This window comes from Planktophila warneckei (SeqCode) (assembly GCF_965234675.1).
Lineage (GTDB): Bacteria > Actinomycetota > Actinomycetes > Nanopelagicales > Nanopelagicaceae > Planktophila > Planktophila warneckei.
Genome location: NZ_OZ248350.1, coordinates 819079 through 836668, shown reverse-complemented (window position 1 = coordinate 836668; position 17590 = coordinate 819079). Strand labels below are relative to the sequence as shown.

The following is a 17590-nucleotide window of genomic DNA, read 5'->3' as shown; positions in this document are numbered from 1 at the left end:
CAATGCGTTTGCTCGTGGGGCGAATTGGTCGCGCTCACGGAATTCTTGGTGAGGCGACGATAGAGGTTCGTACAGATGAACCTGATCGTCGCTTTGCCATTGGTGCAGCTGTTCAAACAGATACCCATGGCGAGCTAACCATTACATCTGGCCGTGTTCACAACGGTATTTTGTTATTGGGCTTTAACGGAATAACAGATCGCAACGGCATTGAAAAGCTTCGCAATACATTGCTATATGCCGATGTTGATATTAATGAAGAAAATGATGATGACGATGAGTATCACGTCATGCAGTTAATTGGCTGCCAAGCTGTATTGGAATCAGGCGAGGCCTTTGGCGAAATCACCGATGTCATCAATCTTCCAGGACAAGATTTATTAGCCATTAAGACTGCACAAGGCGAACAACTAATTCCCTTTGTTCATCAATTAGTTCCTACTGTTGATGTAGCAAACAAAAAGGTTGTCGTTATCCCACCTTCAATTACGGGGGTTATGGAATGAAGATTGATGCAGTAACAATCTTTCCGGATTACTTCGCACCATTGCAGCTTTCATTATTGGGCAAGGCGCAGGAGCAAGGAATAGTCGAAGTCGGAATTCATGATCTTCGTGCTTTTTCTAATGACAATCACAACACCGTTGATGACACTCCATATGGTGGCGGCGCTGGCATGGTGATGCTTCCTGAAGTGTGGGGCAAGGCGCTAGATCCATTAATGACAACTGATACGGATCTAATTATTTTGACCCCTGCTGGAAAAAGATTTGATCAACCAATGGCAGTAAAGTTTGCCGAATCTAAGCATCTTGTCTTTGCATGCGGACGCTACGAGGGTATTGATGATCGCGTGCGCCAACATTACGTATCAAAGAATTTCCGTGTCCATGAAGTTTCGATTGGCGATTATGTTTTAGGTGGGGGAGAAGTTGCGTCTCTAGTAATGATTGAGGCGATCACACGTTTAATTCCAGGAGTCTTAGGCAACCCAGAATCTTTAGCTGAAGAGTCGCACAATGAAGAGGGGTATCTTGAGTATCCAAACTTCACAAAACCATCTGTGTGGCGCGATATTGAAGTGCCAGCGATCTTGCTCAGCGGCAATCATGGCGAAATCGCTAAATGGCGCGCAGCCCAAGCGGTAGAGCGCGCAAAGAAGAATCTGTAAGCATCAAGTAGAGTTGCCTCATGTGCAGATTGCTAGCCTTTACATCAACCGAGCGTAAGAGTTTTTACGATGTCGTTGGTACCGAGTTCGATAACTTCGTCGCTTTAGCGGCTGAACATAAAGATGGCTGGGGTTTCGCACACGATGGCCAGATCCTTAAAGATCTGAAGCCTGCCCATGAAAGCCCCGAGCTCAGCGCATCTGCTGATTCTGTAAAGACTGATGGCGCGCTACTTCACCTACGCCTTGCTTCTAAAGGAATCACTGTCAACATCGACAACAATCATCCATTTACTCATGGCACAACAACTTTTATGCACAACGGAACTATTCGTCCGGGCAATACCGCCGAACAGTTTATTAACGAGAAGTACAAGGGATTTATCCAAGGAACAACCGATAGCGAGAGATTCTTCTACGCTGTTTTGTCTGCTATAGATGAACTTGGTTTAGTTGAGGGTGTTCGAAGCACCGTCAATTCAATACGTGCGATCGCTGATTACACCGCTCTTAACATCATGGTTCAGACACCTGAAACTTTGATTGCAGTGTGCGAATTTAATGAAGCAAATAAATCTGAATGGAGCGCTGAGGATCATTACGAGCTTCGTTTTACTCAACGCGATTCAGACATAGTTGTGGCATCTACGGGTTGGGGCAATGGTGATTGGAACCATCTCGATAACCATCAGATGCTTATCGTTGATCGTTCGACCTTGAAGTACACAATTTCTTCTCTATGACCCGTACGTACACAGTCGAAACATATGGCTGTCAGATGAATGTTCACGACTCTGAACGAATTTCAGGGTTGTTAGATGAGGCTGGCTTTATTCCGGTAACCGATGGCGAACAGGCTGACATCGTCGTTTTCAATACATGCGCAGTGCGTGAAAATGCAGATAACAAACTGTATGGAAATTTGAGTTTCTTAGCTCCAATCAAAAAGGCCAATCCAAATATGCAGATCGCTGTTGGTGGCTGCCTTGCGCAAAAAGATCAAGCAACAATCTTGAAGAAGGCACCGTATGTGGATGTTGTCTTCGGAACTCACAATGTAGGTTCATTGCCAGTATTGCTAGAGCGCGCACGTGTTGAAGAAGAGTCTCAGATTGAAATCTTGGAAGCGCTAGAGCACTTTCCATCGACTTTACCGGCACGTCGATTATCAGCTTTTTCATCGTGGGTATCGGTATCTGTTGGATGTAACAACACCTGTACTTTTTGTATTGTGCCTGCGTTGCGCGGAATCGAAAAAGATCGCAATGAAGCAGACATTCTGAGCGAGGTAAAAGCCTTAGTTGATCAAGGTGTTATCGAAATTACCTTGCTCGGTCAAAATGTAAATGCGTACGGCGTAGATTTTGGCGATCGCCAAGCTTTTGCAAAATTACTGCGTAAGTGCGGAGAGATTGAAGGACTAGAGCGCGTGCGTTTCATGTCTCCGCACCCTCGCGATTTCACCGATGATGTCATCGAAGCAATGGCGCAAACGCCAAATGTCATGCCTCATCTGCATATGCCGTTGCAATCTGGATCGGATCGAATTCTGCAGCAGATGCGTCGTTCATATCGCGCCGATAGATATCTAGGAATCTTAGATCGCGTACACACAGCTATTCCTCATGCGGCAATTACAACTGACATCATTGTTGGATTCCCCGGAGAAACCGAAGAGGATTTTCAGGCAACTTTAGATTTATGTACATCTGCACGCTTTACCGCGGCATACACCTATCAATACTCAAAGCGTCCAGGAACGCCGGCTGCAACGATGCCAGATCAAGTTGCACCTGAAGTAGTTGGAGAGCGGTACACACGACTTCACAACCATCAGCAGGCGATCTCATTGTCAGTGAATACAGAAGCAATTGGCACGACTCATAAGATTTTGGTGGGGGATTACGAAGGTCGCCGCGATGAGGCTCAATCTAGATTGACTGGACGAAGTGAGGATTTCAGACTTGTTCACTTCGACAATACCTTTGTCGCGCGGCCAGGAGATGAGGTAACTGTTCAGATAACAGATGCCTCTGCTCATTATTTGATCGGTAATCCGCTATCTGTGCGTGCAACGCGAGGCGCAGATGCTCATGCCTTACGGCTCGCAGCCCCAGCTCCTGCTTCGACAATGCTTGGAATTCCAACGGTTAAGGGATGAACTTACTTGTAATTTGCGGTGCAACCGCAACTGGAAAAAGTGATCTCGCCGTAGAACTTGCGCTACAAATCAACGCTGAAATCATTAATGCAGATTCCATGCAGCTGTACAAGGGGATGGATATCGGAACTGCGAAGATAACAATGCCAGAACGCAAAGGCATGCCGCACCATCTTATGGATCTCTTAAAGGTCACTGAAGATGCCAATGTAGCTTGGTATCAAGAAAAGGCGCGAGCTGCGATCACAGATATTAACGCCCGTGGGAAAAATGCGATCATTGTTGGCGGAACAGGTCTTTACATCAAGGCAATCTTGGATGAATTGAACTTTCCGGATACAGATCCTGTTGTACGAGCAGAACTTGAATTGGAGTTTGCTACCAAGGGAATTCAACCGCTATTTGAGCGGTTAGAAAAACTCGACCCCGCGGCAGCCTTGGCAATTGATAAAGCTAATTCACGTCGCGTGATTCGCGCACTTGAAGTTATCAAAATTACAGGAAAGCCATTTACTGCAAATCTTCCACGTGAAGAAAGTTCAAGATATCCATACGCGAAGCAGTTTGGATTAGTAATGGATCGCGACACTTTATCTGAGCGAATTTCATTACGAGTAGATCGAATGTGGGAAAGCGGTTTGGTAGCTGAGGCTGAGCAGCTTCTAGCTGCCGGAATTATGCAAGGCACAACAGCGCAACGTGCATTGGGATACGCCCAGGTTATTGCTCAAATTGAAGGAAAGGTCACACAAGAAGAGGCGCAGGAAGAGACAAAACGCGCAACACGTCAATATGCCAGACGGCAAGAGACCTGGTTCTCTCGCGATGAGCGCATCACCTGGATCTCACCAGTACAAAACGCCCTCGAACGCATCCTTGAATCGCTAAACTAGCAATAATGATTGCAACATACGGCCACGGTACCGAAAACGATTTTGTACTCGTTTTCGATCCTAATGATGAGCATTCGATTACGACTGCCCAAACCGCTGCTATTTGTAATCGAGAGACTGGCATCGGCGCAGATGGATTAATCCGCATGATTAAGCGTGATGGCAAGTGGTTTATGGATTATCGCAACGCCGATGGATCTTTAGCTGAAATGTGTGGCAATGGGATTCGCGTGATGGCTCGTTATCTTGTTGAACGAGGTCATCAACCTGAAGGAATCTTTGCGATCAATACCCGCGACGGTGTTAAACATTTACGTGTGCCGCTAACTGATGACATTTCAGTCAACATGGGTCAAGTGACAGATGAAGCAGAGGGAATTACCGCAGGCACTAATGGGCATATTTGGAACGGGTACAACATCAGTGTCGGCAACCCTCACGCCGTTGTATTTGTAAACGATATGTCAGAAATCGGTCCGCTGAATGAGCCCCCAGTTGTGCGCCCACGTGATTCATACCCAGAAGGCGTCAATGTTGAGTTTGTAAAGATCACCGAAGGCAATTCAATTGATATGCGGGTATTTGAACGCGGTTCAGGTGAAACACGTTCATGCGGAACTGGAACATGCGCAGTTGCGTTAGCTGCAACCTTGCACACAAAAGGCAGATTACCGGCGACATGGATTATCAATCCACCCGGAGGACGACTTGAAGTTTCTATTGACGGACACTCTAATGCAACACTTACCGGGCCTGCAGTACTTGTGAGGGATGTAGATATTTCGAGGTTCCTGGTTGAGTAAGGATTTTGACGACGAGTTTGAAGCGTTGTTGCGCGAAAGCGCGCGAGTAGCAGCAGAGTTTGATGCCAGCGAAGAGGATGAACACAGCGATCAATCTCAAGAACTCTCAGAACGTCACGCCCTTCGCCGCGTACAAGGTTTTTCAACTGAGCTTCAAGATATTTCAGAGGCTGAGTACCGTCAGCTTCAATTAGAAAGAGTTGTCTTGGTCGGCGTGTGGACCGAAGGCACAATTAAAGATGCTGAAAACTCACTTGCAGAGCTAAAGGCACTTGCAGAAACCGCTGGCTCAGAAGTTCTTGAAGGTTTAATTCAACGCCGCGATAAACCAGATCCAGCTACATATATTGGCTCCGGAAAGGTGACGGAGTTAAAGCAGGTTGTTATGACAACCGGTGCTGACACCGTTGTATGTGATGGTGAATTATCGCCATCACAGCTTCGCCAACTGGAGGACAAGTTAAAGGTAAAAGTTGTAGATCGCACCGCTTTAATTTTGGATATTTTCGCTCAGCATGCAAAGAGCAAAGAGGGTAAGGCTCAAGTTGAACTAGCGCAGATCGCATACTTGTTGCCACGACTTCGTGGTTGGGGAGACTCACTGTCTCGTCAGGTTGGTGGTCGTGCAGCCGGTGGTGCAGGTATTGGTGGTCGCGGTCCGGGTGAAACAAAGATTGAAACTGATCGACGTCGTATTCGCGACAAGATGGCAAAGTTGCGTCGCGAGATTGCCGAAATGAAGGTATCGCGAGATACCAAACGCCAAGAACGTCGTCGCTTTAATATTCCATCTGTCGCAATTGCTGGATACACAAACGCCGGAAAATCATCATTGCTCAATAAGTTAACAAATGCTGGCGTACTAGTTGAAAATGCCTTGTTTGCAACGCTAGATCCAACTGTTCGTAAATCAGAGACAAGCGATGGACGCGTGTACACCCTGAGCGACACTGTGGGCTTTGTACGCCATTTGCCACATCAGCTCATTGACGCCTTTAAATCAACCCTTGAAGAGGTTTCTGAATCAGATTTGATTGTGCATGTTGTTGATGGTTCGCACCCAGATCCATTTGAACAAATTCGCGCAGTGCGGCTAGTGATTGATGAAATTGGCGGAAAAGATATCCCCGAAATCATCGCGATTAACAAGGTCGATATCGCAGACCCCGCGGTAATCATGGAGATCTTGCGTAAGGAACCTAATAGCTACGCATTTTCCGTGCGAACTGGTTTTGGAATTGAAGGGTTGTTGCATGCCATTGAATCCTCTTTGCCGCGACCTTCAGTGGAAATCAATGTGGTGATTCCATATAACCGTGGAGATTTAGTACATGCGATTCATGAAAGGGGTGAGATCTTCACAGAAGAGTATGTGGCTGAAGGCACATCCATACATGCCCGCGTAGATGGGGGATTAGCGCAAAGGATTGAAAAATCCCAAGCCAACGGGGAATAAGTTCGACACACCGCGTGTTGTATCCAGTAGAACTCAGAGAAATGCGCCATGATGCGCCCGCAAGCAGTTAATTAGGTAGCAAAGGTGGTGAGAGCAATGGCAACAGATTACGACACACCCAGAAAAACTGATGAGGAACTTCATGAGGAGTCTCTAGAAGAACTCAAGGCCAAGCGTGTTGATGCTCAATCCGGTCAAATCGATGTTGATGAGGCAGAGGCTGCTGAAAACCTCGAACTTCCAGGTGCAGATCTTTCTGGAGAAGAGTTAGCTGTTCGTGTTGTTCCAAAGCAGGTAGATGAGTTCACATGCTCACGTTGCTTCTTGGTTCATCACATCACTCAGCTTGCTAAGGGCGAAGGCGCTAAAGCTGTTTGTAAAGAGTGTAATTAACTCTTCTGTTTTAATCTTCTAAGGCTTTAACTAATTCCAAAGCTTTATTGCTGCTAATCAACCAATATGGCGTTGAGTCGCGTTCATCTTTTACAAAGAGTTGAACACCTTTATTAACCCAAAATCTAATTTCTAGATGAGCAGCGGGATTTGCATCACGAGTCCGTACACGTCTTACAGCTGAGTTATCAAGGTATAAAACTTCACCGATGTATCTGTGTTCGATATGTGCTTTTCCAACCCGTACTTCGATCTCATCAACTTCAATAGTCAGCGCTGATTTAAAGTAGAACAGAAGTAAAATTAGGGTTACTGCGACCAAGGTGATGAGCGCGGGATTGTTGCCCAGCGCAGCCCACACCGAGATAACGATTGATAGCAAGAAGAAGTAGATGATTGTGAGCAGCCATAGTGGTGCATGTATCACTTCTCGGTATCGCATGGGAGTTACCGTATCGGATTTCAGGCGGTAACCTTGCACTATGGCTCGCATTCCATCAACGACAGCGCCAGAAGACGCACCTCTTCCTGAGCGTCACCCAAAAGCACCTGCAGTCGGATCCAAGATCCCTTCTCACTTTGGACACTGCTTTGGTTGCGGCGATTTACACCCAACAGGATTGCATTTAGTTGCTTATGCAGGTGAAGGTTTAGATATCACAGCGCAATTTACCGTGACTGAAGATCATCAAGGCGCACCAGGTTTGGCTCATGGTGGATTGTTATCTCTTGCATTTGATGAAGCGCTTGGAAAATTGATGTGGTTATTGCGTGCACCTGCAGTTACAGGTCGCCTTGAAACTGATTTTCTAAAACCAGTGCCGATGGGAACAACGCTCTACATCACCGCAGAGATCACTGGACAGGTAAATCGCAAGGTTTATACCTCGGCCATTGGTCGCATTGGTTCGCCAGAAGGAGAAATCGCGGTTAAGGCAGCAGCCTTGTATATAACTGTTCCGATGGATCACTTCATGAACAACGCTCCTAAGGAGTATCTCGAAGAGCTTGCGAAGACTCCTGAACTGCTTGCCTTTGTAGATCCAAACTTCGAGGTCAATCCGTAAATGAATAATGTTCAGGTTTTAATCACCCGTTTAGATCCATCAATTCCATTGCCGATGTATGCAAAGGGCGGAGACGCTGGCGCAGATATTGTTTCGAGAATCGATATCACTTTGCAACCAGGGGAGCGCGTTTTAGTTCCAACAGGTATTTCTATTGCACTTCCAGATGGATATGTAGCGTTAGTTCATCCTCGTTCAGGTTTAGCAATAAAACATGGCGTAACGATGGTGAATGCACCGGGAACAGTTGATGCTGGATTTCGTGGAGAGTTGCAGTGCATCATGATTAATCATGATCCCAAAGAGGCGATCACCTTTCATAAGGGCGATCGCATCGCACAGTTAGTAATTCAAAAGGTTGAACGCGCAGAGTTTGTAGAGGTAGAAAACCTGCCTGGCTCTGGACGCGGTACAGGTGGTTTTGGATCGACGGGTCGTTCATGAGCCAGCATCATGAAGATCGCGACAAGGTAATTGGCGCACTAGGTGGAAAGAAGGGTCTGATCGATTCAGGCCTGCCATCAATTCTCTTTCTTGTAATTTTCAATATTTCGCAGGAGCTGCGCACCGCAATCTGGGCTGCTTTATCTCTTTCGATCACGCTGGCGATCTATCGCTTGGCACGTAAAGATACGATTCAACATTCAATATCTGGAGTAATTGGTGTTTTGATTTGTGCGTACTTTGCCAACAGATCAGGCAATGCATCTGATTTCTATATCCCAAAGCTACTGACAAATCTTGGGTACGGAACTGTGTACTTGATCGCCAACCTTGCGGGATGGCCGATTTTGGGAGTTGTTCTAGGCCCGCTGTTGGGCGAGAACTTCACCTGGCGCAATAATCCAGCTCGCAAAAAGATGTACATGAAGGCAAGTTGGATTTGGGTTGCAATGTTCTTTTCTAGAATTGCAGTTCAGTATCCAATTTACAAGAGCGGCAATGTAAATCTCTTGGGTACAGTTAATTTAGCGATGGGATATCCATTGTTTTTCGCCGCGGCGTATGGAACTTGGTTAGTAATTAAGGCGCAGCCGCCTGTAGAACGCGTTGAAAATTAAGAGATAAAGCAGGCTTTAATCTGCGCTTCAGCATCAGCTGATGCAACAAACAAAAGTTCATCTCCTGCAGCAAAAACATCATGTGCCTTAGCGGTGATAACTCGACCATCGCGAACAATTGCAGCGATCGCAGCATTTTCCGGAAGCACGATCTCTTCAACAGTCTTACCAATGCATGCAGAGCCATCGGGCAAGGTAAGTTCAACAAGGTTTGCTTGGCCCTTACGGAATGAAAATAGACGAACAACATCTCCGACGCTCACGGCCTCTTCAACAAGTGCAGCAATGATGCGAGGAGTAGATACCGCTACATCAACTCCCCAGGAAGAATCAAAGAGCCATTCATTCTTTGGATGATTAATGCGCGCAACGACGCGAGGCACACCATATTCAGTTTTACCAAGCAGCGAGGTGACTAGGTTTGCTTTGTCATCTCCTGTTGCTGCAACTAAAACCTGGCAATTATTCAGGTGTGCATTGTCCAAAGATGTAATTTCACAAGCATCGGCCATCAGCCATTCAGCATCAGGCACACTCTCAAGCTTGAGCGCCTTTGGATCCTTATCGATCAGCAACACTTGATGACCATTATCCAAAAGTTCGCGCGCAATCGCGCGACCTACATTTCCAGCACCTGCGATAGCAATTCTCATTAACGTTCACCTTCTGGGCTACTTGCAAGGATCTCTTCAGTACGCGCTAAATCTGTATCTGACACCATGACGTGGATTAAATCGCCCTGCTGCAAAACTGTGTGCTCATCAGGGATTAGCCCCTCGCCCAAACGGGTAATAAAGGCAACGCGAGCAGGTGTCATCTCATCAATCATCAAAATTGGTCGCCCGTACCACTCGCTCTGAGGGTGAACCTCGCACAGCTGAACCATTCCAGTTGCATCGCGCCATTCTGATCGCGAACCCTCAGGAACTAAGCGACGCAAAATTTGATCAGTTGCCCATAAAACAGTTGCAACAGTTGGAATTCCCAGACGCTGGTAAATCTCCGCGCGACCTGGATCGTAGATACGAGCAACAACATTTTGAACGCCATACGTTTCGCGGGCGACTCGAGCCGCCAAAATATTTGAGTTGTCACCATTACTTACAGCGGCAAAGGCATCGGCATCTTGAATGCCTGCTTCTAGAAGTGTGTCTCGATCAAAGCCAACACCTGTAACGGTGCGACCCTTGAAGTTAGGACCTAAACGGCGAAAAGCTTCGCGGGCCTGGTCGATAACTGAAACTGTGTGGCCTGCTGCTTCGAGCTCTGTGGCGAGTGATGAACCAACTCGACCGCAACCCATGATGACTACGTGCACAGGATGTAACTTACACCCATAGGCTTACATCCATGGCATCAAACAAGAGTTCAACCCTAAAAACTGGAGATCTCATCGAGGTCACAATTGAAAAAGTGGCGCATGGGGGACATTTCATCGCCCGCCACGAAGGTGCCGTCATATTTGTACGACATGCAATTCCGGGGGAGCGTTGCACAATTGAAGTTACCAGCACAGGCTCCTCCTTTAACCGTGCTGATGTCGTTGAAGTGCATGAAAAATCAGAACACCGAGTTGAAGCTCCGTGCCGTTTTGCGCACCGTGCCGGCTGCGGTGGATGCGATTTTCAGCATATAGATCCTGCTTACCAGCGAGCTTTGAAATCAGATGTCATTAAAGAGCAGTTTTCTAGAATCGCAAAGATGCAGATTGAAGTTGAAGTAGAAGAGGTTAGTAAATCCACCCATTGGAGAACACGTGCGATTGCAACTACCAACCGAAATGGCAAGTTAGGTTTTTATAAATCACGATCCCACACAGTTGTACCGGTATCAGATTGTCTTATTTGCGTAGAAGGTATGAATTTGAAGGATCTCGCTGCCTCACATTTGAAAGGCGATATGCGTGTGGAAGTGAGCTCTTCTAATACCGGAGAACGAACAATTGCGCTTGCGCCAACACGTGGAGAAGAGAAGGCTCGAATCTCTGAAGGTCCAGTTGTTTTACATGAGAATGTTTTGGGCAAAGTTTTAGAAGTTAGCCAAGCGTCATTTTGGCAGAGCAATGAGAAAGCTCCAGAAGTTTTAACGCAAACTGTTTTGGATTTTGCACAGTTAAAAAACGGAGAACATGTTTTAGATCTTTATGGTGGCGTCGGTCTTTTTACTGCGGCGATCGTTGATGTAATTGGTGCAACTGGATATGTTGATTTAATCGAAGGTAGCAAAGTTGCAACCGCCGATGCTTCACGAAATTTTGCAAACTATCCCAACGTCACAATTGCTACAGGTGATGTTGCCAAGTTATTACCTCGAATTACCGCTGCAGATGTGGTTGTTTTGGATCCGCCTCGAGATGGTGCCGGAAAAGAAGCGATTGCTCATATAGCAAGATTGTCACCACGATCTATTGTGTATGTGGCATGCGATCCAGCTGCATTAGCCCGAGATACTGCATATCTTGCAGATCACAGTTATTCACTCGTGAAACTGCGTGCATTTGATCTCTTTCCGATGACACATCACATCGAATGTGTTGCTCTGTACACGCGGGCTAAGGTATCTTGAGCGCTCTGAAAGCTTCTACGAAAGGCAGATAATGAGTAAAAACTCTTTCAACGCAAAAAAGAATCTTGAAGTTGCGGGCAAGAGTTTTGAGATATTTGATATCTCCTCAATCGAAGGCGCTGCCAATCTTCCATTTAGTCTCAAGGTTCTGCTTGAGAACCTACTTCGTACTGAAGATGGCGCAAACATCACCGCTGATCACATTAAGGCGTTAGCAACATGGGATCCAGCTGTAGAGCCAGACACTGAAATTCAATTCACCCCAGCCCGTGTCGTTATGCAGGACTTCACTGGAGTTCCTTGCGTGGTAGATCTTGCAACAATGCGTGAAGCGATCGTTGAACTTGGGGGAGATGCTTCAAAGGTAAATCCTCTGGCACCTGCTGAGTTGGTTATCGACCACTCTGTTATCGCAGATAAGTTTGGAACTAAGGATTCATTTGAGCAGAACACCGATATTGAATACGAGCGCAACCAAGAGCGTTACCGTTTCTTGCGTTGGGGACAGACCGCATTTGATGAGTTCAAGGTAGTTCCACCTGGAACTGGAATCGTTCACCAGGTAAATATTGAATACTTAGCTCGCGTAGTAATGACCCGTACCGTCGAAGGTACGTTGCGTGCATATCCAGACACAGTTGTTGGTACAGATTCACACACAACCATGGTTAATGGTCTTGGTGTTCTTGGTTGGGGCGTGGGCGGAATTGAGGCCGAGGCTGCTCTGCTTGGACAGCCAGTTTCGATGTTAATTCCACGTGTTGTTGGATTTAAGTTAACAGGTCAGCTTCCTTTGGGAACTACAGCTACCGATATGGCACTGACAATTACTGAAATTCTGCGCAAGGTTGGCGTTGTAGGTAAGTTCGTAGAGTTCTTTGGCCCTGGAGTTACATCTGTACCAATGGCTAACCGAACAACTATCGGAAATATGAGTCCTGAATACGGTTCAACATGTGCAATCTTCCCAATTGATGAAGAAACTCTTCGCTACCTACGTTTAACAGGTCGCAATGAGGATCAAGTTGCTTTGGTTGAAAAGTATGCCAAAGCTCAAGGAATGTGGCATGACCCATCAGTTGAGCCACGTTTCTCCCAGGTGGTAGAGCTGGATCTTTCAACTGTTGTTCCATCAATTTCTGGTCCAAAGCGTCCACAAGATCGCATCTCATTGAGCGATTCAAAGAATGCATTTGAAAAGATTCTTCCAACCTACTTGGGCGATAAGACCCAAAAGGGTGAGGTTGCTGCAGGATCAACACGTGTAAAGAATGGCGATGTTGTAATCGCATCAATTACATCATGTACCAATACCTCTAACCCATCTGTAATGATCGGTGCGGCTTTGCTTGCAAAGAAGGCTGTTGAAAAGGGCTTGAAATCAAAGCCTTGGGTTAAGACAACGCTTGCTCCAGGATCAAAGGTTGTAACTGACTATTACGATCGTGCAGATCTGACTAAGTACATGGAAGCACTTGGCTTCAATCTTGTTGGATATGGCTGCGTTACTTGTATCGGTAACTCAGGACCACTGCCAATCGAAATTAGCAAAGCGGTCAATGAGGCAGATCTTGCGGTTACAGCGGTGCTTTCAGGAAACCGTAACTTTGAAGGTCGCATTAGCCCAGATGTGAAGATGAACTACTTAGCTTCACCTCCACTAGTAGTTGCTTATGCAATTGCCGGAACTATGGATCATGATTTCGAAACTGATTCATTGGGCAAGGACACAGCTGGCAATGATGTATTCCTTAAGGACATCTGGCCAACACCTCAAGAGATTCAAACTGTGATTGATGCTTCAATCTCATCTGAAATGTTTACTAAGGATTATGCAACTGTCTTTGAAGGCGATCATCGCTGGAAGTCATTAGCGACTCCTACAGGCAAGGTATTTGAGTGGGATACAAAATCCACGTATGTACGTAAGCCTCCTTACTTTGAAGGAATGCCAAAGCAGCCAACACCTGTAACTGATATTTCAGGTGCACGTGTACTAGCTGTTCTGGGGGACTCTGTAACTACAGATCACATTTCTCCTGCTGGAAATATCAAGGCTGATTCACCTGCAGGTAAGTACCTTGCAGATCACGGAATCGATCGTGCAGATTTCAACTCATATGGCTCACGTCGTGGAAACCACGAGGTAATGATCCGCGGAACATTTGCAAACATTCGTTTGAAGAACATGTTGCTCGCTGGTGTTGAAGGTGGATTTACTCGCAACTTCCTAGCAGGCGGCGAGCAAACAACTATTTATGATGCATCTGTTGCTTACCAAGCAGCTGGAGTTCCGCTAGTAATTCTTGCTGGCAAGGAGTACGGCTCAGGTTCATCACGTGACTGGGCGGCAAAGGGAACTGCACTGCTTGGCGTGCGTGCAGTTATTGCTGAAAGCTTTGAGCGCATTCACCGTTCTAACTTGATCGGTATGGGCGTCTTGCCATTGCAGTTCAAGGATGGCGAAACAGCGGCCAGCCTCGGACTTGATGGAACTGAAACCTTTGCAATCTCTGGAATCACAGCGTTAAACAACGGTGGAGTTCCAAAGGAGTTAACAGTTACAGCAGGGGATAAGACATTTACTGCAAAGGTTCGCATCGATACACCGGGCGAAGCTGATTACTATCGCCACGGTGGAATCATGCAGTACGTACTGCGCTCACTTCTGTAATTAATAACGCTGGTTATTAAGCAGGAAGAGATGCAACGCCCTTTTCATGGAAGCGCTTGCCTGTAACTGATTCGCTAATTCCTTCGCGATCTAGGTACGGCAAGATTCCTCCAAGATGCATTGGCCAACCTGCACCCATCAACATGCACAGATCAATCTCTGCTGGTGTTGATACAACGCCCTCATCAAGCATTGCACGAGCCTCTTCTGCAAGCGCCTTCAATGCGCGGGCACGAACCTGCTCTGCAGTCGATGGTGAACTTCCTTGCTCAACAAGTGCCAGAGCTGCAGGGTTTGCAGTAACTGTTCCATCCTCATTCTTAATGTAGAAGTAGCGAACACCTTCCTTAACCATGCGCTGCATAGTTGGAGAGATTCGGTAACGAGGTCCAAGGTTGTTGTGCAAAGTTTCAGATACGTGCAAAGCCACACCTGGGCCAACTAGATCTAGAAGCTGGAAGGGAGACATTGGGAAACCGATCTCCATCATCGCAGAGTCTGCAACAGCTGGGGCCGTTCCTTCATCAACCGCATCTGTTACCTCACCCATAAAGCGAGTAAGTAGACGGTTAACAACAAAGCCTGGAGCATCCTTACAGATGATCATTGTCTTCTTGAGCTCTTTACCAACTGCAATTGCGGTAGCTGTTGTTGCATCATCTGTAGTAGATGTGCGAGCAACCTCAAGCAAAGGCATTACAGCTACTGGGTTGAAGAAGTGGAAACCAACTACGCGCTCTGGATTCCTCAGTCCTTCAGTCATGCGTTCAACTGATAGGGAAGAGGTGTTTGTTGCCAACACGCACTCAGGAGACACAATTGTTTCTAGCTTTTTGAATAGCTCTTGCTTTAGCGAAAGCTCTTCAAAGATCGCCTCAATAATAAAATCGCATCCTGCAAATACCGACTGATCTGCAGAACCTGAAATCAAGAGCGATAGTCGGCCAGCTGATTCTGCGCTCATGCGCTTCTTTTCAACTAACTTCGCCAGTTCATTCTTAACCCAGGCAACACCCTTATCGGCGCGTGCTTGATCGATATCTGTCATAACAACAGGGCACTTCAAATTGCGAACCATCAAAAGCGCTAACTGTGATGCCATCAATCCGGCACCTACAACACCAACCTTTGTAACCTTACGAGCAAGTGCTGGCTTTGGAGCACCTTCTACCTTCTTACGCTTCTTTTGAATCAAATTGAAGGCGTACAAAGAGGAACGTAGAGGATCAGACATTGTTAGATCGGCAAGAACCTGATCTTCAGCATCAAAGCCCTGTCCTAATGTGTTGCTCTTTGCAGCTGCGATTAATTCAAGTGCCTTAAAAGGTGAAGCGATTGTTGCTCCACCGTACTTCTTAAGAGCAGCAGCCCTACCGGTTGCAAGTGCGGATTCCCAAGCAGGATCATTGCTGTAATCAGCGCGCTCGATCTTTGTGGTGCCATTCAGAACACCTACTGCAAAACCGATGGAGCGTTCTAGAAAATCTGCTGGTTCATACATCGCATCGACAACGCCTAGCTTTAAAGCATCCTTCGCCTTCATCATGGTGTTGTTGTTTAATGCGTTAAGCATGATTACCTGAACTGCGCGTTCTGGCCCGATCAACTTAGGCAGAATTGTTGCGCCACCCCAACCAGGAACTAAGCCTAGAAATACTTCTGGCAAAGCGGTAAACGCTGTTGATGACACTGTGCGGTAATGACAATGCAATCCAACTTCAAGTCCGCCACCTAGAGCTAAACCATTGATAAATGCAAAGGTTGGAATTGAACTTTCACCAAGACGACGGAATACATCGTGACCTAGCTTTCCGATAGCAAGTGCTTGACTGCGATCATTCAAGAATGAGAGCGCTGATAAATCGGCACCTGCTGCAAAGATAAATGGTTTTCCAGTAATTCCGATGGCTGCAGGCTTGCGTCCAATTGCATCGGTGATTGCAGCATCTAACGCCTTTACAGATTGTGGTCCAAAGGTGTTAGGACGGTTGTGATCGTGGCCGTTATCCAAGGTAATCAACGCCATCGTTCCTTTGCCACCAAAGGCAGATAGATCAATGTCGCGAACTAATGCGTTGGTAACAACCTCTTCAGGTGCTCCTACTGGAAGTGTGATCTCTGCGCTCATAATTACTTTGCTCCCTTGAAGTTAGGGTTTTCCCAGATGACGGTGCCGCCCATTCCGAGTCCAATACACATTGTTGTGATGCCATAACGAACCTCTGGATGCGCCTCAAATGTTCGCGCTAAATTGAGCATTAAACGCACACCTGATGATGCCAATGGATGGCCTACCGCGATCGCTCCACCATATGGATTTACACGTGGATCATCATCTGCAATTCCGAAGTGGTCTAAGAAAGCAATAACCTGGACAGCAAAGGCTTCATTGATTTCAAAAGCACCAATATCTTCTATCTTTAATCCCGCTTGCTTTAACGCCTTCAGTGTTGATGGAACCGGTCCGTAACCCATAATTTCAGGTTCAACACCAGCAAAGGCAAAGGTCACTAACTTTGCTTTAATTGTTAATCCAAGTTCAAGTGCTTTTTCTTCACTAGCAAGTAGCGCCGCTGTTGCACCATCATTTAATCCAGATGAGTTTCCAGGAGTAACGCGACCTGCTGGACGAAATGGAGTCTTCAGTCCTGCAAGACCCTCCATCGTTGTTTGTGGACGTGGAGGTTCATCAACTGTTGCAATAGTCCAACCAAGCTCTGCGCTACGTGCAGCGGTTGGAATTAAGTCGCGCTGAATCTTTCCTTCTTCATACGCCTTTGCAGTTTTGATCTGCGAATTCAAGGCGTAACGATCTGCGCGTTCCTTTGTTAATTGAGGAAAACGATCATGTAAACGTTCAGCGGTAGCGCCCATTGCAAGTGCGTCTTGTTCAACAATTCTTTCTGCAAGGTAACGAGGATTTGGATCAAGTCCTTCGCCGATTGGGTGGTTACCCATGTGTTCCACGCCGCCTGCAATTGCAATCTCATTTGTTCCCATAGCGATTGCACCTGCAATAGTTGTCACCGCTGTCATGGCACCTGCGCACCAACGGTCAACTGAGTAACCAGGAACAGTGTTTGGAAGTCCCGATAGCAACGCTGCACTTCGACCAATATTCATTCCTTGATCGCCAGTTTGTGTTGCAGCTGCGATCGCAACATCTTCAATCGATGCAGGATCAACCTTGGGATTTCGCTCAAGTAATCCGCGGATAGCGCGAACCATCAGATCATCTGCACGAGTACCGGCATACAAACTGCCAGCCTTTCCAAAAGGGGTGCGGACGGCATCGACAAGGACAACTGTGCGGGACATGGAACTTCCTTTACCTAGGGCTTAGCCC

The 17590-nt window shown here is 46.7% G+C and carries 18 protein-coding genes; 13 read left to right on the top strand and 5 right to left on the bottom strand.

Translation table 11 applies throughout. The features are described from left to right. Positions 1-2 precede the first annotated feature (2 nt). The 8 genes from rimM to AC8GFU_RS04360 all read left to right on the top strand — a co-directional run bounded on the left by rimM (position 3) and on the right by AC8GFU_RS04360 (position 6877). A complete protein-coding gene (gene rimM / locus AC8GFU_RS04395) occupies positions 3-506 on the top strand; it encodes a ribosome maturation factor RimM (protein WP_506625935.1) in 504 nt (167 codons plus the stop codon). Next, entirely contained in the window at positions 503-1171 is a 669-nt protein-coding gene (gene trmD / locus AC8GFU_RS04390; protein WP_506625934.1) for a tRNA (guanosine(37)-N1)-methyltransferase TrmD, read from the top strand. Before rimM ends, trmD begins: the two co-directional genes overlap by 4 nt. Before the next feature lie 20 nt (positions 1172-1191). Continuing rightward, positions 1192-1914: a class II glutamine amidotransferase gene (locus AC8GFU_RS04385; protein WP_506625933.1), complete on the top strand. Its 723-nt coding sequence runs from the start codon at positions 1192-1194 to the stop codon at positions 1912-1914. Next, positions 1911-3332: a tRNA (N6-isopentenyl adenosine(37)-C2)-methylthiotransferase MiaB gene (miaB, locus tag AC8GFU_RS04380; RefSeq protein ID WP_506625932.1), complete on the top strand. Its 1422-nt coding sequence runs from the start codon at positions 1911-1913 to the stop codon at positions 3330-3332. Before AC8GFU_RS04385 ends, miaB begins: the two co-directional genes overlap by 4 nt. Then, entirely contained in the window at positions 3329-4225 is an 897-nt protein-coding gene (gene miaA, locus AC8GFU_RS04375; protein ID WP_506625931.1) for a tRNA (adenosine(37)-N6)-dimethylallyltransferase MiaA, read from the top strand. Before miaB ends, miaA begins: the two co-directional genes overlap by 4 nt. Before the next feature lie 5 nt (positions 4226-4230). After that, entirely contained in the window at positions 4231-5028 is a 798-nt protein-coding gene (dapF, locus tag AC8GFU_RS04370; RefSeq protein WP_506625930.1) for a diaminopimelate epimerase, read from the top strand. Continuing rightward, positions 5021-6484 (top strand): GTPase HflX, encoded by a 1464-nt coding sequence (gene hflX, locus AC8GFU_RS04365; protein ID WP_506625929.1) that lies wholly within the window; start codon positions 5021-5023, stop codon positions 6482-6484. Before dapF ends, hflX begins: the two co-directional genes overlap by 8 nt. Before the next feature lie 96 nt (positions 6485-6580). Further along, on the top strand, positions 6581-6877 hold the full coding sequence (locus AC8GFU_RS04360) for a DUF4193 domain-containing protein (RefSeq protein WP_029168537.1): 297 nt from the start codon (positions 6581-6583) through the stop codon (positions 6875-6877). Positions 6878-6887: 10 nt separating this feature from the next. Here the strand turns inward: AC8GFU_RS04360 and AC8GFU_RS04355 are convergent, their stop codons facing one another. Continuing rightward, positions 6888-7319, bottom strand: a complete 432-nt coding sequence (locus AC8GFU_RS04355) for a DUF3093 domain-containing protein (protein ID WP_506625928.1) — start codon at positions 7317-7319, stop codon at positions 6888-6890. Positions 7320-7359: 40 nt separating this feature from the next. On the opposite strand from AC8GFU_RS04355, the gene AC8GFU_RS04350 reads away from it, so the two are divergent. From AC8GFU_RS04350 to AC8GFU_RS04340, 3 genes are read left to right on the top strand one after another with little or no spacing between them, the layout of a single operon-like run. Beyond that, on the top strand, positions 7360-7944 hold the full coding sequence (locus AC8GFU_RS04350; protein WP_506625927.1) for a PaaI family thioesterase: 585 nt from the start codon (positions 7360-7362) through the stop codon (positions 7942-7944). Continuing rightward, positions 7945-8388 carry a dUTP diphosphatase gene (gene dut / locus AC8GFU_RS04345; protein ID WP_506625926.1) on the top strand — a complete coding sequence of 148 codons (444 nt, stop codon included), beginning with the start codon at positions 7945-7947 and terminating at the stop codon, positions 8386-8388. It abuts the gene before it with no gap. Beyond that, positions 8385-9005 (top strand): DUF3159 domain-containing protein, encoded by a 621-nt coding sequence (locus AC8GFU_RS04340; RefSeq protein WP_506625925.1) that lies wholly within the window; start codon positions 8385-8387, stop codon positions 9003-9005. The genes dut and AC8GFU_RS04340 overlap by 4 nt, the downstream gene beginning before the upstream one ends. Here the strand turns inward: AC8GFU_RS04340 and AC8GFU_RS04335 are convergent. Both AC8GFU_RS04335 and AC8GFU_RS04330 read right to left on the bottom strand, forming a co-directional pair. Beyond that, entirely contained in the window at positions 9002-9658 is a 657-nt protein-coding gene (locus AC8GFU_RS04335; RefSeq protein WP_506625924.1) for a potassium channel family protein, read from the bottom strand. The two genes, AC8GFU_RS04340 and AC8GFU_RS04335, sit on opposite strands and share 4 nt — an antisense overlap. Continuing rightward, positions 9658-10323, bottom strand: a complete 666-nt coding sequence (locus AC8GFU_RS04330) for a potassium channel family protein (RefSeq protein ID WP_506625923.1) — start codon at positions 10321-10323, stop codon at positions 9658-9660. Before AC8GFU_RS04330 ends, AC8GFU_RS04335 begins: the two co-directional genes overlap by 1 nt. A 32-nt stretch (positions 10324-10355) precedes the next feature. On the opposite strand from AC8GFU_RS04330, the gene AC8GFU_RS04325 reads away from it, so the two are divergent. Beyond that, entirely contained in the window at positions 10356-11570 is a 1215-nt protein-coding gene (locus tag AC8GFU_RS04325; RefSeq protein ID WP_506625922.1) for a class I SAM-dependent RNA methyltransferase, read from the top strand. A 31-nt stretch (positions 11571-11601) separates the two neighbouring features. Beyond that, complete coding sequence (acnA, locus tag AC8GFU_RS04320) at positions 11602-14244, top strand: aconitate hydratase AcnA (RefSeq protein WP_506625921.1); 2643 nt, start codon at positions 11602-11604, stop codon at positions 14242-14244. Positions 14245-14260: 16 nt separating this feature from the next. On the opposite strand, the gene AC8GFU_RS04315 is transcribed toward acnA, so the two are convergent. Both AC8GFU_RS04315 and AC8GFU_RS04310 read right to left on the bottom strand, forming a co-directional pair. Next, on the bottom strand, positions 14261-16372 hold the full coding sequence (locus AC8GFU_RS04315; protein ID WP_506625920.1) for a 3-hydroxyacyl-CoA dehydrogenase NAD-binding domain-containing protein: 2112 nt from the start codon (positions 16370-16372) through the stop codon (positions 14261-14263). Between the two features lie 2 nt (positions 16373-16374). After that, complete coding sequence (locus tag AC8GFU_RS04310) at positions 16375-17562, bottom strand: thiolase family protein (protein ID WP_506625919.1); 1188 nt, start codon at positions 17560-17562, stop codon at positions 16375-16377. Between the last annotated feature and the right edge of the window lie 28 nt (positions 17563-17590).